Source organism: Pseudomonas sp. BN411, from assembly GCF_029871235.1.
Classification (GTDB): domain Bacteria; phylum Pseudomonadota; class Gammaproteobacteria; order Pseudomonadales; family Pseudomonadaceae; genus Metapseudomonas.
On the sequence record NZ_SSOM01000070.1, the window covers coordinates 50,448 to 66,299 of the forward strand.

At 65.5% G+C, this 15,852-nt stretch carries 13 protein-coding genes; 2 read left to right on the forward strand and 11 right to left on the reverse strand.

Going from position 1 to position 15,852, the window contains the following annotated elements:
• The first annotated feature begins 2 nt into the window (after positions 1-2).
• Positions 3-1,481 (forward strand): TAXI family TRAP transporter solute-binding subunit, encoded by a 1,479-nt coding sequence (locus E8F06_RS16560; RefSeq protein WP_280369214.1) that lies wholly within the window; start codon positions 3-5, stop codon positions 1,479-1,481.
• Between the two features lie 162 nt (positions 1,482-1,643).
• Here the strand turns inward: E8F06_RS16560 and E8F06_RS16565 are convergent, their stop codons facing one another.
• Positions 1,644-2,339: a lipopolysaccharide kinase InaA family protein gene (locus tag E8F06_RS16565; protein WP_280369216.1), complete on the reverse strand. Its 696-nt coding sequence runs from the start codon at positions 2,337-2,339 to the stop codon at positions 1,644-1,646.
• Between the two features lie 224 nt (positions 2,340-2,563).
• Here E8F06_RS16565 and E8F06_RS16570 point away from each other — a divergent pair, with 224 nt between their 5' ends.
• The gene (locus tag E8F06_RS16570) at positions 2,564-2,908 is read left to right on the forward strand and encodes a cupin domain-containing protein (RefSeq protein ID WP_151132725.1); all 345 of its coding nucleotides are present in this window, start codon (positions 2,564-2,566) and stop codon (positions 2,906-2,908) included.
• 242 nt (positions 2,909-3,150) lie between these two features.
• On the opposite strand, the gene E8F06_RS16575 is transcribed toward E8F06_RS16570, so the two are convergent.
• The 10 genes from E8F06_RS16575 to E8F06_RS16620 all read right to left on the reverse strand — a co-directional run bounded on the left by E8F06_RS16575 (position 3,151) and on the right by E8F06_RS16620 (position 15,731).
• Positions 3,151-3,948, reverse strand: coding sequence for an SDR family oxidoreductase (locus tag E8F06_RS16575; RefSeq protein ID WP_280369218.1), 798 nt, complete (start codon positions 3,946-3,948; stop codon positions 3,151-3,153).
• A 491-nt stretch (positions 3,949-4,439) separates the two neighbouring features.
• Positions 4,440-5,552: a class II histone deacetylase gene (locus tag E8F06_RS16580; RefSeq protein WP_280369220.1), complete on the reverse strand. Its 1,113-nt coding sequence runs from the start codon at positions 5,550-5,552 to the stop codon at positions 4,440-4,442.
• A complete protein-coding gene (locus E8F06_RS16585; RefSeq protein WP_280369222.1) occupies positions 5,552-6,961 on the reverse strand; it encodes a cytosine permease in 1,410 nt (469 codons plus the stop codon). The genes E8F06_RS16580 and E8F06_RS16585 overlap by 1 nt, the downstream gene beginning before the upstream one ends.
• Before the next feature lie 136 nt (positions 6,962-7,097).
• On the reverse strand, positions 7,098-8,480 hold the full coding sequence (locus E8F06_RS16590) for an aspartate aminotransferase family protein (RefSeq protein WP_280369225.1): 1,383 nt from the start codon (positions 8,478-8,480) through the stop codon (positions 7,098-7,100).
• 202 nt (positions 8,481-8,682) lie between these two features.
• On the reverse strand, positions 8,683-9,519 hold the full coding sequence (locus E8F06_RS16595) for an ABC transporter ATP-binding protein (RefSeq protein ID WP_280369227.1): 837 nt from the start codon (positions 9,517-9,519) through the stop codon (positions 8,683-8,685).
• Positions 9,507-10,310 (reverse strand): ABC transporter permease, encoded by an 804-nt coding sequence (locus E8F06_RS16600; protein ID WP_151132719.1) that lies wholly within the window; start codon positions 10,308-10,310, stop codon positions 9,507-9,509. The genes E8F06_RS16595 and E8F06_RS16600 overlap by 13 nt, the downstream gene beginning before the upstream one ends.
• Before the next feature lie 12 nt (positions 10,311-10,322).
• Positions 10,323-11,309 (reverse strand): ABC transporter substrate-binding protein, encoded by a 987-nt coding sequence (locus E8F06_RS16605; protein WP_280369229.1) that lies wholly within the window; start codon positions 11,307-11,309, stop codon positions 10,323-10,325.
• A 179-nt stretch (positions 11,310-11,488) separates the two neighbouring features.
• Positions 11,489-12,892, reverse strand: a complete 1,404-nt coding sequence (locus tag E8F06_RS16610) for an APC family permease (protein WP_280369231.1) — start codon at positions 12,890-12,892, stop codon at positions 11,489-11,491.
• A gap of 141 nt (positions 12,893-13,033) precedes the next feature.
• The gene (locus E8F06_RS16615; RefSeq protein ID WP_280369233.1) at positions 13,034-14,086 is read right to left on the reverse strand and encodes an ABC transporter substrate-binding protein; all 1,053 of its coding nucleotides are present in this window, start codon (positions 14,084-14,086) and stop codon (positions 13,034-13,036) included.
• A 154-nt stretch (positions 14,087-14,240) separates the two neighbouring features.
• Complete coding sequence (locus E8F06_RS16620) at positions 14,241-15,731, reverse strand: aldehyde dehydrogenase (RefSeq protein WP_280369235.1); 1,491 nt, start codon at positions 15,729-15,731, stop codon at positions 14,241-14,243.
• Positions 15,732-15,852: the final 121 nt, after the last annotated feature.

The window sequence follows — 15,852 nt, forward strand, 5'->3', positions numbered from 1 at the left end:
CCATGCTGCGCGCCCTCCTCATCGCCCTCCTCGCCCTGACCGTCACTGCCTGTTCCCGTGGTCCCGACCAGGCGACGCTGGAAGCCGAAGTGCAGCAACGCCTGAAGCAGGCTTTCGGCAGCGGCGTGCTCAGCCTTGCCGAGCTGAGCCGGCGCGGCTCGGCCCGCGACGCCAACGCGCCAGAAGGCGAGAAACGCCTGGTGATCTACTTCGACAGCACGCTGAAGGTGGAGCGCGACCAGGACTTCGGCTCCTGGGATTCCCCCGGCGTCGCCAGCCTGATCAGCGCCCTGGGCGCCGGGCCGCGCGGGCTGTCCGGCATCCGCAATGAAGGCAACAAACAGGGCGACCTGCTGAGCGCCCACGGCAGCCTGATCTACCGCGAGACGGACAGCGGCTGGGTGGCCGTCGTGCCCCAGGGCTTCAAGGCGCCGCCCGCGCCCGAGACCATCGAGCCCGGCGTCGGCCAGACCCGCGAACAACTGGTGGCCGCCATCGGCACCGCGCTGAATCTGGCACCCGGCGGCACGGGGACGAAGGAGCGCAGCATCATCGCCGACGAGCTGAGCCGCTCACTGAACAATATTCAGAGCCGCCTGAGTCGGCTGCAGAAGGGTTACCCATTGGCGGGCGGCCCGGCGTCCGGGCAGTACGCGCGGCTGGCCCAGGCCATGGCCAGCCTGATGCGGCCGAAGGGCCTGCAACTGACCCCGCTGACCACCGAAGGCGGCCTCGACAACCTGCGCATGCTGCGCCGGGGCGACGTGGTGGTGGCCCTGTCCCAAAGCGACATGGCGCAATTGGCGGTGAGCGGCAGCGGCCCCTTCACCGAGGGCGGCCCCTACACCGGGCTGCGCGCCCTGGCCAGCCTCTATCCCGAGCCCGTGCATGTGCTGGTACGCGGCGACAGCCCCATCCATGACCTGGCGGGCCTGCGCGGCAAACGGGTCAACCTCGGGCAGCCCGGCTCAGCCTCGCGGGATACCGCTGTCGCTGTGCTGGCGGCCCATGGCATCGGCACGGCGGACCTGGCCGAAGCCACCAGCCTGGATTTGCAGCAGGCGCTGACCGCCATCCGCGACGGCAACCTGGATGCCACCCTGCAGGTGATCGGCGCCCCCGCCGACAGCATCCGCGCCGCCAGCGAAGCCATGCAGCTGCGCCTGCTGCCGCTGGAGGAATCGGCCATCCGCCAATTGGAAACCAGCCGCCCTGGCACCTTCGCCGCCCAGGTGGCCGCCGCGACCTATCCCAACCAGACGGCGCCGGTGCCCACCATTGCGGTGAGTGCGCTGTTGCTGTGCGACGAGCAATTGAGTGCGGGCGAGGCTGAACAACTGGTGCAACAACTGTTCGCGCCGGACAACGACTGGCTGGCGGCCGGCAGTATCCAGGGCGAGCAGCTGTCGAAGGCCAACGCCCGGCGCGGGCTGGCGATTCCGCTGCACGAAGGGGCGTTGAAGGCGTTGGAGAAGCCCTGACTATTTGTAGGGGCGAATTCATTCGCCAAGGGACGCCTAGCGGCCCCGTAGGTTGGTCCGAGTCCACGAGGCCCAACGCGCCACGACACAGGCGCCGCAGCGTTGGGTTTCGCTGCGCTCTACACCAACCTACGAAAGCTCCTTCGCCCTGCCAGGGCCGAACTACGGCACGTAATCACTCTCCATCACATCCCGATAGGCCGTGACGAAGGCTTTCCAGTCCTCATCGGGCATGGGTTTGCGGTGCTGCTTGAACAGCTCGAAATCGTGCTTGGACGCGCTGTAGGCCGTCAGGCGGTGGTTGCTCTTGGCCAGCCCAAGCAAGGCTATCTCCACCTTCCTGTCCCGCTCGCCGCTGACCTTGACGAAGATGTTCTTCGGATACAGCCGGCCATGCTCCCAACCCGCCCGGTGCATGCGGCCGATGGTGTTGGCCAGTTGCTGGATCATCTGCTGGCGCAGGTCGGCCGATTCCGGCCGGGCGTACCACTCTTCGAGGCTGATGAAGCCATCGAGGCTCTCGGTCACCAGCAGCGCCTGCCATTCGGTGTCGGTCTTGCGCGCGGCACTGAACACCACCTTGGGCACGCGGATGCCCAGCTGGGCCAGGGCCTGCAGCGCCTTCATCTCATGCAGGATGGTCGGCTCACCGAAGGGATGAACGAGATCGCGGTGGAAGTGGTTGATCTGCCGTTTGCTGTACAGCACCTGGCCATCCGGGGCGTGAAGGCGCTGGATGCCGCTTTCGCCGCTCAGGAGCTGGTCCTGGGAATCGAACCACTCGCCGTAGGAATCCCACCATTTGTCGAAGCTGCCTTCCGAAGCGCCGTTGTCGTGCCTGAACCACTGGGTGTTCATGAGAGCACCTCCTCGTGAAGCGCCATCGCTCCACCGGGCTACTGCCGAGGCAACCCGACACGGGCCGCCGCCTGGGGCCGGGATGGGCCCCTGGATTCACGTTAGCGCCCTTTTGCCAACTTTGCCGGCGCGTTCCCAGACACCTGGGGGTCGAATCCAGACAACTCCCGGCACAGCGTTAGACCTATGGTGACGGACCTTTCATCAGATCGTTTGGAGCTGAAATGTCCGACTTCATCACCGTTCTGCGCGAGACCTGCCCTACCCCCGTGCTGGATGCCACCAAGTGGAAGCGCATCGGCGGCGATCCGCACACCGTGAACCTCAACGCCTACCTGTCGAAGGACGGCAGCAAGATCATGGGTACCTGGATCTGCACCCCCGGCAAGTTCGAGGTGAACTACGAGAAGTGGGAGTACTGCCACTTCCTGGACGGCTACTGCATCATCACGCCCGAAGGCGAGGCACCCAAGCACCTGAAGGCGGGCGATGTGTTCGTGATCGAGCCGGGCATGAAGGGCACCTGGGAAGTGGTGGAGACGGTGCGTAAGTACTTCGTGTTTGCCTGATTTCACCCGCACGGCGTCCTGCTGTGGAACGAAACCCATCGATCCGTCCGCATGGGTTTCGCTCCGCTCTACCCATCCTACAAACCCCCACCCCGTAGGATGGGTCGAGGAACGAAACCCATCACCACGATGTTGCGGGAAAGCACACCACTGGCTCCGTTCTCTGGGCTGCCTGTGGGAGCGAAATCATTCGCGAAAAAAAAGGCCGGGCAATTGCCCGGCCTTTTTTCATCTGGCCCCGATCAGGCCTTGTAACGATCCGCCGCCGACGAGCGCGACAGATTCGGCGCCATGTGGAAGCGCGCGGCGGTGAAGCGGTCCCAGTCTTCCTTGTCCGGCAGCGAGGGGATGGTCACCAGCTCGCCCTGGTCCAGGCCGGCCAGTGCGGCGTCCACCATTTCGACCACGTCCATGAGGATCTCCTGCGGGATGTTCTCGATGCCGGTGCCCGAGCGTTCCCAGATTTCGGTACGGGTCGCGCCCGGCAGTACCACTTGCACGCGCACGCCCTTTTCCTTCACTTCCGCATTCAGCGACTGGCTGAGGTTGAGCACGAAGGCCTTGGTGCCGCTGTAGGTGCCGTTGAACATTTCCGGCGCCAGGGCCAGTACCGAGGCGATGTTGATAATGGTGCCGCGCCCCTGGGCGACGAAGTTGGCGGCAGCGGCGGCAGCGAGGTGGGTCACGGCCACCACGTTGAGCTGGATCATCGCGTCGAAGCGGTCCAGGTCGGTGTCCAGCAGGCTGCCGCTGACGGCTACGCCGGCATTGTTCACCAGCACGCTGATGGCAGCATCACTGCGCAGGCGCTGGGCCACGCGGGTCAGGTCAGCGCGGTCGGTCAGGTCGGCCTTCAGTACTTCCACCTTCACGCCCGCCTGCTCGCGCAGCTGGGCAGCCAGCGCCTCCAGGCGGTTCTGGTCACGGGCGACCAGCAGCAGGTCATGGCCCCGTTCGGCCAGGCGCTTGGCATAGGTGGCGCCGATGCCGGTTGATGCGCCAGTGATCAGGGCAACGCCTTGGTGCTTCTGTTCGCTCATGGTTCTGTCTCCGGGGAAAGGGCTTGGGGTTCCAAGCGATGGACTTAAATTACACTCGTAATATTATGAGCGCAATATACTTCCGTTAACCATTCGTCGCGGCACTTGTAGGGGCGAATTCATTGTCTGCGTTAGCTGTTGCCAGAACCGTCGGTCCAGGAGCCTTGTAGGAGCTAGCTTGCTAGCGAAAAGGGGCCATTCGCTGGCAAGCCAGCTCCTACGGGCAAAGCAGCTACTTGCAACACTTAATCCTGCCCTGGACCGACCATTGGGGCTGCTTCGCGGCCCATGGCGAATGAATTCGCCCCTACAGGAAGTTGGTCGCACAAAGAATGCGGGCAATAAAAAACGGCGCGCGGGCAGCAATCCCGGGCGCCGTAAAACTGCCTAGCAGCTGTGGTGTCGGACCGCCGGCCCTGGTAGCCGGCAGTCCGTAGTGGGGCTGGAAACAGCCCCGACTTCCGCGCGGTGATTACCACCGCGATGTGTTCTCAGTTCAGCAGCGCTGCCGCCATCCGGTCGATCGCCTGGCGCTGGAACGCACGGAATTCGGCATTGGGCTGCTGCCCTTCCAGCATCGGCAGGAAGGGGTCTTCGACTGCCGTCCGCACGCCGGCCAACTCTTCGATTACCGCATGGCCGCAGAACGGTACGTAGGCCTCCGCATAGCCCCCTTCGTGAACCAGCGCCAGCCGGCCGCCACAAAGGCGGTCGGCCGCCTCCCGCAAAATGGCCGTCATCGCGCGGAACGATTCGCTGTGCAGCAGCATCCGCGCCAGCGGGTCCACGCCGTTGGCGTCGAAGCCACAGGCGACCACTATCAGCTCCGGTTCGAAACGCTCCAGCGCCGGCACGATGACTCGCTCCATGGCGTAGCGGTAGGCGTCGTCGCCGCTGCCCGGGAACAATGGCAGGTTGAGGTTGTATCCAAGCCCGGCGCCCGTGCCCCGCTCCTCCACTGCGCCCTGACCGACAGGGAAGCAGTTGTCCTGGTGGATCGACAGGGTCAGCACATCGTCGCGGCCGTAGAAGATCGATTGGGTGCCGTTGCCGTGGTGTACGTCCCAGTCCAGTACGGCCACCCGGCCGACACCGTGGCGGGCCTTGGCAGTTTCCACGGCGACAGCAATGTTCGCCAGGTAGCAGAACCCCATGCCGCGATCCGCCAGGCAGTGGTGGCCCGGCGGGCGCGACAGGGCATAGGCGTTGTCCAGCTCACCACGCAGTACGGCATCTACGGCGGCAATGGCCAGCCCCGCTGACTGCCGGGCGATTTCATAGGTACCCGGCCCGACGGCAGCCTCCTCGCCCAGCTCACCGTGGCCGGCATCACTCATGGCCTTGAAGCGCGCCAGGTACTGGGCCGGATGGACCCGCAGCAGGTCCTCCTCGGCTGCCATCGGCGCGCTGGAGAGCACCAGTCGGTCACTCAGTCCGGACACGTCCATCAGGCTCTTCAGCCGGCGCTTGGTTTCCGGCGACTCGGCATGACCGGAACCACTTGGCGGCTGCAGCCAGCCCCCCACCGGCAGCACCAGGCTATGCAGCCCGGCGGCGTGCCAGAAACAGCGCTCGTCGAAGAAGAATCCGCTACGACGGGTCATCAGGCACCTCCTTGAGCGGTCTGGGCCAGGGCACGGGTCCGACCGCCGAGGCGGCAGGCCAGGTAGTAGACCGGCGAAATCACACCCAGGCCAACGATCCAGGAAATATCGGCACCGTCCATAGCGCGTGCCACCGGGCCGGTATAGAGGGCGGTGGACATGAAGGGGATCTGCACGATGATGCCGAGCACATAACAGTTGACCGCCGTCCAGTTGCAGCGACCGTAAAGGCCACCATCACGACGGAAGAACGACGGCAGGTCGTAGCGACCGTGGGCCACCAGGTAGTAGTCCACCAGGTTGATGGCGCTCCAGGGCACCAGCACGTACAGCAGCAGGAGAATGAAGTTGGTGTAGTTGACCATGAAGTCGTCCTGCCCCAGCAGCGCCAACGCCAGGGAGCCCGAGAACAGGATCAGCGAGATGAGGATGCGTGCACCGGCCCCGGCCGACCAGGACGGCACCAGGGTCTGCCCCACGGTGATGGTGGACAGGGCACCGCAGTACAGGTTCATGGCGTTGGTAGCAGCGATGCCGATGGAGAGCACCGCCACCAGCAAGGCGCTGAGGCCGCCGGTGGCCTCGATCAGGCCACCCACCACGTCATCGCCGTCGATACTCAGGGCCACCATCACCCCCAGCAGCATGGGCAGAAGGGAGCCCAGGCAGCAGCCCCAATAACTGGACCAGAAGGCGCTACGCGAACCCGTGGCTTCCGGCAGGTAACGGGAGTAGTCGGACACGTAGGGCGCATAGGCCAGTTGCCAGAGCGCAGCCACCGACAGGGTGCCGAGGAATCCGGCCAGGGAGGTCTCATTGCGCTCAAGGAAGTCCGCCGGTAGGCCGTGGCCGAACACCAGCCAGGCGAAGGCAAGCAACAATACCGCGCCGGAAAGATAGGTCATGACGCGCGTGTAGGCGTGGATCAGGCGATAGCCCACCGACGCCGCCACCAGGCTGATGAAGCCCACCAGGAGGATGCCGACGTTGGTGTCGACGGCCGGGAAACGGCCGTGCAGCGACTGGCCGCCCAGCACCAGGTTCGAGGCGAAGAAGCCGAGGTACATCACGACGACGAGGGCCACCACCAGCAGGGAGCCGAAGGAGCCGAACTGGCCGCGGGTCTGCACCATCTGGGGCACGCCGAGTTGTGGCCCCTGGGCCGAGTGCAGGGCCATGAACACGCCCCCCACCAGGTTGCCCAGTACCAGCGCCGCCAGTGCGGAAAAGAAAGGCAGTTTGAACACGGTCACCGCGAGGGCGCCGGTGATTACGGTCAACAGGATCAGGTTGCAACCGAACCAGATGGTGAACAGGTCCCGTGGGCGCCCATGGCGCTCTTCGGCGGAGATCGGCTGGATCGTACTCAGTTCCAGCGCCGGAGCCTGCGGATTGTCATTGTTGTGCATGCCAGGTCTCGCACTCGTTTCTTGGGGATGAGCGCCGCCCCGGCAGTCCGGAGCAAACCGAAGCACCGCCGTCGTCAGCGCAGATCCGGGAATGGCTGCCCCGGTCCAGAACCGGACCGGGGCAGTCGACAGGGACTTAGAGGCGTCCCAGCTCTTGCGCGGTGCGATCCACCGCGATCTTGGTCTTGCTCACCAGCTCGTCGATCTCGGCACGGGTGGCCACCAGGGCCGGCGCCATGATCATGCGGCCCAGGGTGGAACGGATGATCAGCCCTTCCTCGAAGCCGATGGTGCGGCAGCGCCAGGCGATGTCGTTCTCGTTGGCGAAGCGCTTGCGGGTGGCCTTGTCTTCAGCGAACTGCAAGGCGGCGACCAGGCCGGCGCCCTGGATATCACCCACCAGCGGGTGGTTGCCGAAGACTTCGCGCAGGCACTGTTGCAGGTACGGGCCGGTATCGGTCTTCACCTGGGTGACCACGCCCTCATCGCGCAGCGCCTTGAGGTTGGCGATGGCCACGGCTGCCGCCACCGGGTGGCCGGAATAGGTCAGGCCGTGGGCGAACACACCGCCCTGCTCCACCAGGGCCTCGGCCATGCGCTTGCTGAGGATCAGGCCACCCATGGGGATGTAGCCGGAGGTCAGGCCCTTGGCGATGGACAGGGTGTCCGGCTCGAAGCCGAAGTGCTGGTGGGCGAACCATTCGCCGGTACGGCCGAAGCCGCCGATCACTTCGTCAGCGCACAGCAGCACGTCGTACTTGCGGCAGATGCGCTGGATTTCCGGCCAGTAGGTTTCCGGCGGGAAGATCATGCCGCCCGCACCCTGGAAGGGCTCGGCGACGAACGCGGCCACCTTGTCGGCGCCCAGTTCGAGGATCTTCTCCTCCAGCTGGCGGGCGGCGCGCAGGCCGAACTCTTCCGGCGTCAGGTCGCCGCCTTCGGCGAAGTAGTACGGCTCGTCGATGTGGGCGATATCCGGCAGCATGCCGCCCATTTCGTGCATGAACTTCATGCCGCCGAGGGCAGTGGCGCCCAGGGTGGAGCCGTGGTAGCCGTTCCAGCGGCCGATCATGATCTTCTTCTCAGGCTTGCCGAGGATCTGCCAGTAGCGGCGCACGGTGCGGATCAGCACCTCGTTCGCCTCGGAGCCGGAGTTGGTGTAGATGGCGTGGCTGTAGTGGCCCGGCAGCAGGCTGAACAGCAGTTCCGACAGCTCCACCACGGCCGGGTGGGTGGTGTGGAAGAACATGTTGTAGTACGGCAGCTGCTCCAGCTGGCGGGTAGCGGCAGCGGTGAGGTCCTTGCGGCCGTAGCCGAGGTTGGTGCACCACAGGCCGGACATGCCATCGAGGTAGCGCTTGCCGTCGTTGTCCCAGAGGTGGAGGCGCTCGCCGCCAACGATCACCCGCGGCCCTTCGGCGTTCAGCGCCTTCTGGTCGAGGAAGGCATGGATGTGGTGGGCCGCATCGGATGCCTGGTAGTCACGGGTTTCGCGTTGGGCTTGGAATTGAGCGTTCATTGTTAGGGGTCTCCTCGTCCCGGTATTCAGTGGTACCGATGCTGGCTGAAGCTGCCGGGCAGCGAAATTACTAAATTTGTCTTCGGGCTATACGAAAAAGCTGCCCTGCCCGCCAGACGCCCTGGCGCCCGGCACCTGGCGGGGTGCAAGGCCGGCGGGCAGAGGCACGGGCGACGAACTGCACGTCGCCCGGCCAGGGGCCTCAGTGAGGCTCTTCCAGTTCGTTGTGCAGCAGCCCGAGGATCTCCCGCTTCATCTCGATGAACTGGCGCTCCATCACCATGTCCATGTCCCGCGGGCGCGGCATGGGCACATCCATCTCGCGCTTGATCCGCCCCGGTCGCGCACCCATCACGTAGACGCGGTCGCCCAGGAGGATGGCTTCGTCGATGTCATGGGTGACGAACACCACGGTCTTTTTGCTGTGCTCCCACACCCGCAGCAGCAGTTGCTGCATCTGCATGCGGGTCTGGCTGTCGAGCGCGCCGAAAGGCTCGTCCATCAGCAGGATCTGCGGGTCGTTGGCCAGGGCGCGGGCGATGGCCACGCGCTGCATCATGCCGCCGGAGAGCTGCTTGGGATAACGGTCGGCGAACTGCGTCAGCCCCACCTCGTTGAGGTAGAAATTGACGATTTCCTCGCGCTCGGCGCTGGGCATGCCCTTGCGTTTGAGGCCGAACTCGATGTTCTGCCGCACGCTGAGCCAGGGGAACAGGGTGTAGCTCTGGAACACCATGCCGCGATCGGGACCCGGCCCTTCCACTCGCTTGCCACCGACGTAAATCTCGCCCGAGGTGGGTTCAGCCAGGCCGGCGGTGAGGTAGAGCAGGCTCGACTTGCCACAGCCGGAAGGCCCCACCAGCACGGCGAATTGCTGGTCCGGCACGCTGAGCGAAACGTTCTCCAGGGCGGTGAAGGTCTGCCCGTCCGGGGTGTTGTAGCGCAGGCAGACCTGCTCCACCCGCAGCCGGGCCTGCTGGTTGCCGGCTGCCGCCTGGTTGACGGCCGCGTCTCTGTGCATTGCGGTTACTGCGCCCATGAAGCCACCTTCAGTCGAAGCAGACGGAACAGTTGATCGGTCACCAGGCCGAGCAGGCCGATGATGGCGATGGCGAGGAAGATCACATCCACCTGGAAGCCGCGCATGGCCTTCAGGCTGATGTAGCCCAGGCCGCTGCTGGCGGCGACCAGTTCGGCCACCACCAGGTAGGTCCAGGCCCAGCCCATGGTCACCCGCAGGGTATCCAGCACGCCGGGCAGGGACGCCGGGCCGAGCACGTGGAAGATCACGTCGCGGCGGTTCGAGCCCAGGGTGTAGGAGGCGTTGATCAGGTCCTTCGATACGCCCTTGGAGACGTCGGCGATCATCACCAACTGCTGGAAGAACACGCCGAAGATGATCACCGTCACCCGCTGCTCCAGGCCGATGCCGATCCACAGGATGAACAGCGGCACGAAGGAGGTCACCGGCAGGTAGCGGATGAAGTTCACCAGGGGTTCGAGGAAGGCCTGGACGATGCGGAAGCTGCCCATCAAGAGCCCCAGCGGCACCGCCACCAGGGACGACAGGATGAAGCCGATCAGCACCACTTCGACGCTGGCCAGCACGTGCTTGCCGAGGGTGCCGTCGGCGGCCAGTCGCCCGGCCGCCTCCAGCACCGCGCCCGGTGTGGGCAGGAACATCGACGGCACCAGCCCGCCGTAGGACAGCCCGGCCCAGAGGCCGAGCACCAGTAGCCAGCCGAGGGTGCTGGCGCTGAGGATCAGCCGCGCCGGCAGGTCGACTTTCGGGGTCAGGCAGCGGCTGAGCCAATTCTGCTTGGAAGTCATGACGGTCTCCGCTTAGGGGGTGACGAACCGGGTATCGACCAGGTCGTCGTAGCTGACGGCAAAAGGCTTGCCTTGCAGGCTGCTCCAGGTTTCGTTGGCCAGGCGGATCACCTCCTGGATCTGCCCCGGCTTGCCGGGCGTGCCCAGCAGCGTCTCGCTCATGGCCTGGTCGTAGAAGCGCACGCCCTTGGCGGCGTTGGCCAGTTCGGCCGGGTCGGAGAGATAGCCGCCGACGCCCTTGGCCATGATCTCGTGGGCCTTCTCGGGGTTGTCGCGGGTGAACTGCACGGCCTTGTACAGGCCCTTGACCAGCGCCTTCACATCTTCCGGCTGCTTCTCGATCACATCGCAGGACAGGGCCACCACGTCGACGATCACGCCGGGTGTTTCGGTGCTGTCGATCAGCACCTTGCCCTGCCCTTTCTGGCGCACCATCGACAGGTGCGGCTCCCAGGTCACGGCGGCGGGCACGCGGCCGGCGATGAAGGCGGTCGCGGCGTCGTCGGCGGTCATGTTCTGCACGTCCAGGTCGGCCATGCTCATGCCGTTGTGCTTGAGCAGGTAGGACAGCCAGAACTGCGAGACGGAACCTTCGTTGACCGCCACCGACTGGCCCTTCAACTCCTTGAGGCTGGTGACCTTGTCGCCCACCAGCACGCCGTCGCCGCCGTAGCTGTCGTCGAGTGCGGCCACAGCCTTGAAGCAGAATTCGCCGGAGCGGTACTTGAGCACTTCGTCGATGGTCGAGGCCGAGCCGGAAAGCTGGCCGGAGGCCTGGGCGGCCATGTACATCGAGGCTTCTTCCATGGTGGTCAGCTCGACATCCAGGCCCTGCTCCTTGAAGAAGCCGAGATCGCGGGCCAGGTACAGGGTGCCGTAGCCGACCCAGGTGGTATGGCCGATGGACAGGGTGCCAGCCTGCGCGCCAGTGGCGACGCCTGCGGCCAGGGCGGTATAGCAAAGGGGTTTGGTGATGCGACGCAGCAAGGGTTTGAACATGGAACAGTCTCCCGCAGCCTGATGGCTTTGCTTGTTGTTGGATTGCAGGGCAGTTGCTGGCCAGAGGGCCAAGGTCGTTCCACTGCGCCGGCCTCTGGTGGGCCGGCGGCAGGCAGGGGCCCGGCATGCTGCCGGGCGGGATCGGGGCCGGACCGGCCCCGGGTGAATCGGTCACTGGGTCAGTGGGTGCCCTCCAGGGCTTCGGGGCGGAACAGGTCCTTGCGCATCACGACCTTGATCCACACCACCGCGATCACCGACACCAGCCCCAGCACCACGCCGGCGATGCCGAAGATCTTCCCGGTCATGTCCGGGCTCGGCGATGCGTACCAGATGGCGTAGAGCATCCCGGCGATGCCGAAGAGCTGCGGCAGCGGATAGAACGGCGTCTTGAACGGACGGGCGATGGCCGGGTAGCGGCGGCGCAGGGCGATCACATCCAGGTGGACGATGATGTAGGCCAGCAGCCAGGCCAGCGCGGCGGCCAACAGCAGCAGGTTGACCGAGGCGGCGTCCTGGCCAAGTACCAGGATCGGCAGGCCGGTGATGGCCGACACGAACAGCACCGATACCCAGGGGGTACGGGCACGCGGGCTGAGGCGCTTGAAGATCGGGAAGGCCTGGCCGTTCTGCGCCATGCCGTAGAGCATGCGCGGAATGGACGCGAGCGAGGAGTTCAGGGTGCTGAAGGTGGCAGTCACCGAGGCGATCACCAGGAACAGCTCACCGGCCTTGCCGAACACCTTGGTGGCGAACAGGTAGTGCGGCAGCGCGTCGGTGGTCAGCGCTTCCTGCGGCACCATGAACAGCGCACCCAGGCAATACAGGCCGATGGTGAGGAAGATCACCGTCAGGCCGATGATCATCGAGCGCGGGATGTTGCGTTCCGGCCGCTTGGTTTCCTCGACCAGAGGGCAGACGAACTCGGCGCCGACGAAGCCCCACACGGCCAGCGCGGTGAGGGTCAGTACACCGGCGCCCATGGGGTTCCAGTCGCCCTGGATCACGGTGCTGGCGGTTTCGCTCGGCGCACCTTCGACGATGGCGGCAATGCCCAGCAACAGCAGCACGAACACCATCACCGTCGCCAGTGCGGTCTGCAGCTTGGCGAAGATGTCGATACCCATCAGGTTGAGGACGGTGAACAGGCCGAGCACGCCGAAGGCGATGGTGAACGGCGGGAACACGCCCGGGTAGATCTTGCCGACGATCAGGTCGAGCAGCAGCAGCTCGGCCGACAGCGCGAACATGGCCACGACCACGTAGCCGGAGAAGGTGGAGAGGATGGCCGGGAAATGCCCCAGCGCCACTTCGGTGTAGCTGGAAAGGCCGCCAGCGCGGGGAATCATCAGCGACAGTTCGGAGAAGGAACACGCGTAACTCAGGGCCAGCAGGTAGGCCAACCCCAGCGGCACGATGAAGCCCAGGCCGGAGAATCCGGCGCCCTGCAACATCAGCACCATTACCCCCTGTGACACCACCAGGCCGATGGCGACGGACAGCAGCGCCCCCAGACCCAGCACCCGGCGGAAACCACCCGCCTCCGCCTGCCCATGGGCAGGAACGGACACACTTGCACTCATGACACTCTCCAATCTTGTATTTGTTATCCGCCCGCCTGGCCGTGGATGCCGGCGGGCTTGGTAGTACCAGGTACGGCTGCGCCGTCCCCGTCAGTCACGCCGCTCTCGGCCACCGTACTTGGCGGCCAAGGGGCGAGAATTTCAGCGTGCCGCCCAGGCGTTGAAGCGCTCTTCCAGCTCCTCGCCGTGGTTGACCCAGAACTCGGCGCTGACCAGCTGCGCCTCGGCCAGGTTGGCCGGTGCGGTGGGCAGTTGTGCCTGGGTTGCGGCGGGCAAGGCGGCCAGGGCGTCCTTGTGGACCGGGCCGTAGGGGATCTGGCTGGAGAAGGTCTTCTGGGTTTCCGCCTGGCTGGCGAAGGCGATGAAGCGCTCGGCCAATGCCTTGTTCGGGCTGTCGCGGACGATGGCCCAGTGGTCCGGGTCGTAGAGGTTGCCGTTCCAGACGATGGCGAGCTTCGAACCTTCCTTCTGCGCGGCGGCGATGCGGCCGTTGTAGGCAGCGGACATCACCACGTCGCCGGCCACCAGCCATTGCGGCGGCTGGGCGCCGGCTTCCCACCACTGGATGTGCGGCTTGATCTCATCCAGCTTGCGGAAGGCACGGGATACGCCTTCCGGGGTTTCCAGCACCTTGTAGAGGTCTTCGCGTTTCACCCCGTCGGCCAGCAGTGCCGCTTCCAGGGTGTACTTGGCGCCCTTGCGCAGGCCGCGCTTGCCGGGGAAGCGCTGGGTGTCCCAGAAGTCCGCCCAGGAGCTGGGCGCGCTGGCCAGTTTGTCGGCGTTGTAGGCCAGCACCATGGACCAGACGTAGCTGGCCACGCCGCACTCGCTGACGGTGCCGGGCATGTAGCTGGCGGACTGGCCGAGCACGGCCGGGTCCATGCGCTCGAACAGGCCCTCTTCGCAACCGCGCAGCAGTTCGGGACTCTCCACTTCCACCACGTCCCAGGTGACCTGGCCGATGTCGACCATGGCTTTGACCTTGGACAACTCGCCGTTGTACTCGCCGGCCACCACCTTGCCGGCGCCGCTCTGTTCGAAGGGTTTGAAATAGGCCGCTTCCTGCGCGGCCTTGGTGGCACCGCCGAAGGAGATCACGGTGAGGTTGGAGGACTCGGCCATGGCCGGCGCGCTGGCGGCGGCCAGCAGGGCGATACCGAGGGTGGCACGGATGCACGGGAAGGACTTGAGCATGGAAACTCCCTCACTACTTGTAAGTTGTGATCAGTTGCTGAGGCAGTCGTGGCCAGGAGGCCAGAGCCCATGCGTGCACCACGCACGGGATTGGATTTCTTGTTGTGGACGGCCGCGCACCGTAGGAGCACGCGGCCGGGTCGTCAGAGCGACCTCAGCGAAGCTGGAACCAGGTGGTTTTCAGTTGGCTGTACTTGTCGAAGGAATGCAGCGAGAGGTCGCGACCGAAGCCGGACTGCTTGCCGCCGCCGAAGGGCACGGTGACGTCCAGAGCGTCCACCGTGTTCACCGACACTGTTCCCGCCTTGAGCGCGCGGGCGACCCTGTGGGCGCGATGCAGGTCATCGCTCCACACCGAAGCGGCCAGGCCGTAGATGCTGTCGTTGGCCAGGCGCAGGGCCTCTTCTTCTGTATCGAAGGCGCTGATGGCCAGCACCGGGCCGAACACCTCTTCCCGCGCCAGCTGCATGTCGCTGCTCACATCGGCGAAGACGGTGGGTTCGACGAAATTGCTGGAGCCGTTGAAGGTCAGGCGGCGACCGCCGGCGAGCAGCCGTGCGCCCTCCCCTTGCGCGCCCTCGATGAAGGACATGACGCGGGCGGTCTGCCCGGCGTCGACGATAGCGCCAGCGCGGCTGGCCGGGTCCAGCGGATCGCCCGGCATCCAGTTGCGGGCCTTGGCCAGCAGGCGTTCGATGAATTCGTCCTGGATGGAGCGCTGCACATACAAGCGCGAGTTGGCCGAGCAGACTTCGCCCTGGTTGAAGAAGATCCCGAAGGCGGCCTTCTCGGCAGCCAGATCCAGGTCGCGGCAATCCTCGAAGATCAGGTTCGGGCTCTTGCCGCCGCATTCCAGCCAGACCTGCTTGAGGTTCGACTGCGCCGAGTACTGCATGAAGTATTTGCCCACCTGGGTGGAACCGGTGAACACCAGGCAATCCACATCCGGGTGCAGGCCGAGGGCCTTGCCGGCGCTTTCGCCCAGGCCCGGTACCACGTTGAGCACGCCTTCCGGCAGCCCGGCTTCCAGTGCCAGCTCGGCCAGGCGCAGGGCGGAGAACGGCGACTGCTCGGCGGGTTTCAGCACCACGCTGTTGCCGGCGGCCAGGGCCGGCGCCAGCTTCCAGGCAGCCATGTCGAGGGGAAAGTTCCAGGGCACCACGGCAGCGACCACGCCCAGCGCTTCGCGGGTGATGGTGGCCAGGGCGTTTGGCGCGGTGGGGGCGACCTGGTCGTAGAGTTTGTCCAGGGCCTCGCCGTACCAGGCGAACACGTGGGCAGCGCCGGGAACGTCAATGTTGTAGGCGTCCATCACCGGCTTGCCCATGTTCAGGGAATCCAGCAGGGCCAGTTCTTCACGGTGGGCCATCATCAGTTCGGAGAGACGCAGCAGCACCCTCTTGCGCTCCACCGGCGCCATGCGTGCCCAGGGGCCTTCGTTGAAGGCACGGCGCGCCGTGCGCACGGCCAGGTCAACTTCCGCCTCGCCGCAGGCGGCGACGCGGGCCAGCAATTGGTTGGTGGCCGGGTTGATCGAGTCGAAGGTTGCGCCAGAGGCGGCGGACACCTGGCGACCGCCGATCAGCGCCTTGTCAGTGAATGCTTGCCGGGCAGCTCGCTGCTGCCAATAGCCGAGATCTAACACGCTGCACTCCCAGAGCGACCGTCTGTGCGGTCACGTTGTTATTCGGGTTGAGGCAGATGGTGCGCCAGCTTCCGGCAGAGGAAAATTATTAAAAATATGCTCGAGTCATATGAAAAAACTC

Bases quoted from the DNA above. Each gene is read 5' to 3' on its own strand.
- E8F06_RS16560 (WP_280369214.1), top strand. From the start codon at position 3: ATGCTGCGCGCCCTCCTCATCGCCCTCCTCGCCCTGACCGTCACTGCC.
- E8F06_RS16565 (WP_280369216.1), bottom strand. From the start codon at position 2,339: ATGAACACCCAGTGGTTCAGGCACGACAACGGCGCTTCGGAAGGCAGC.
- E8F06_RS16570 (WP_151132725.1), top strand. From the start codon at position 2,564: ATGTCCGACTTCATCACCGTTCTGCGCGAGACCTGCCCTACCCCCGTG.
- E8F06_RS16575 (WP_280369218.1), bottom strand. From the start codon at position 3,948: ATGAGCGAACAGAAGCACCAAGGCGTTGCCCTGATCACTGGCGCATCA.
- E8F06_RS16580 (WP_280369220.1), bottom strand. From the start codon at position 5,552: ATGACCCGTCGTAGCGGATTCTTCTTCGACGAGCGCTGTTTCTGGCAC.
- E8F06_RS16585 (WP_280369222.1), bottom strand. From the start codon at position 6,961: ATGCACAACAATGACAATCCGCAGGCTCCGGCGCTGGAACTGAGTACG.
- E8F06_RS16590 (WP_280369225.1), bottom strand. From the start codon at position 8,480: ATGAACGCTCAATTCCAAGCCCAACGCGAAACCCGTGACTACCAGGCA.
- E8F06_RS16595 (WP_280369227.1), bottom strand. From the start codon at position 9,519: ATGGGCGCAGTAACCGCAATGCACAGAGACGCGGCCGTCAACCAGGCG.
- E8F06_RS16600 (WP_151132719.1), bottom strand. From the start codon at position 10,310: ATGACTTCCAAGCAGAATTGGCTCAGCCGCTGCCTGACCCCGAAAGTC.
- E8F06_RS16605 (WP_280369229.1), bottom strand. From the start codon at position 11,309: ATGTTCAAACCCTTGCTGCGTCGCATCACCAAACCCCTTTGCTATACC.
- E8F06_RS16610 (WP_280369231.1), bottom strand. From the start codon at position 12,892: ATGAGTGCAAGTGTGTCCGTTCCTGCCCATGGGCAGGCGGAGGCGGGT.
- E8F06_RS16615 (WP_280369233.1), bottom strand. From the start codon at position 14,086: ATGCTCAAGTCCTTCCCGTGCATCCGTGCCACCCTCGGTATCGCCCTG.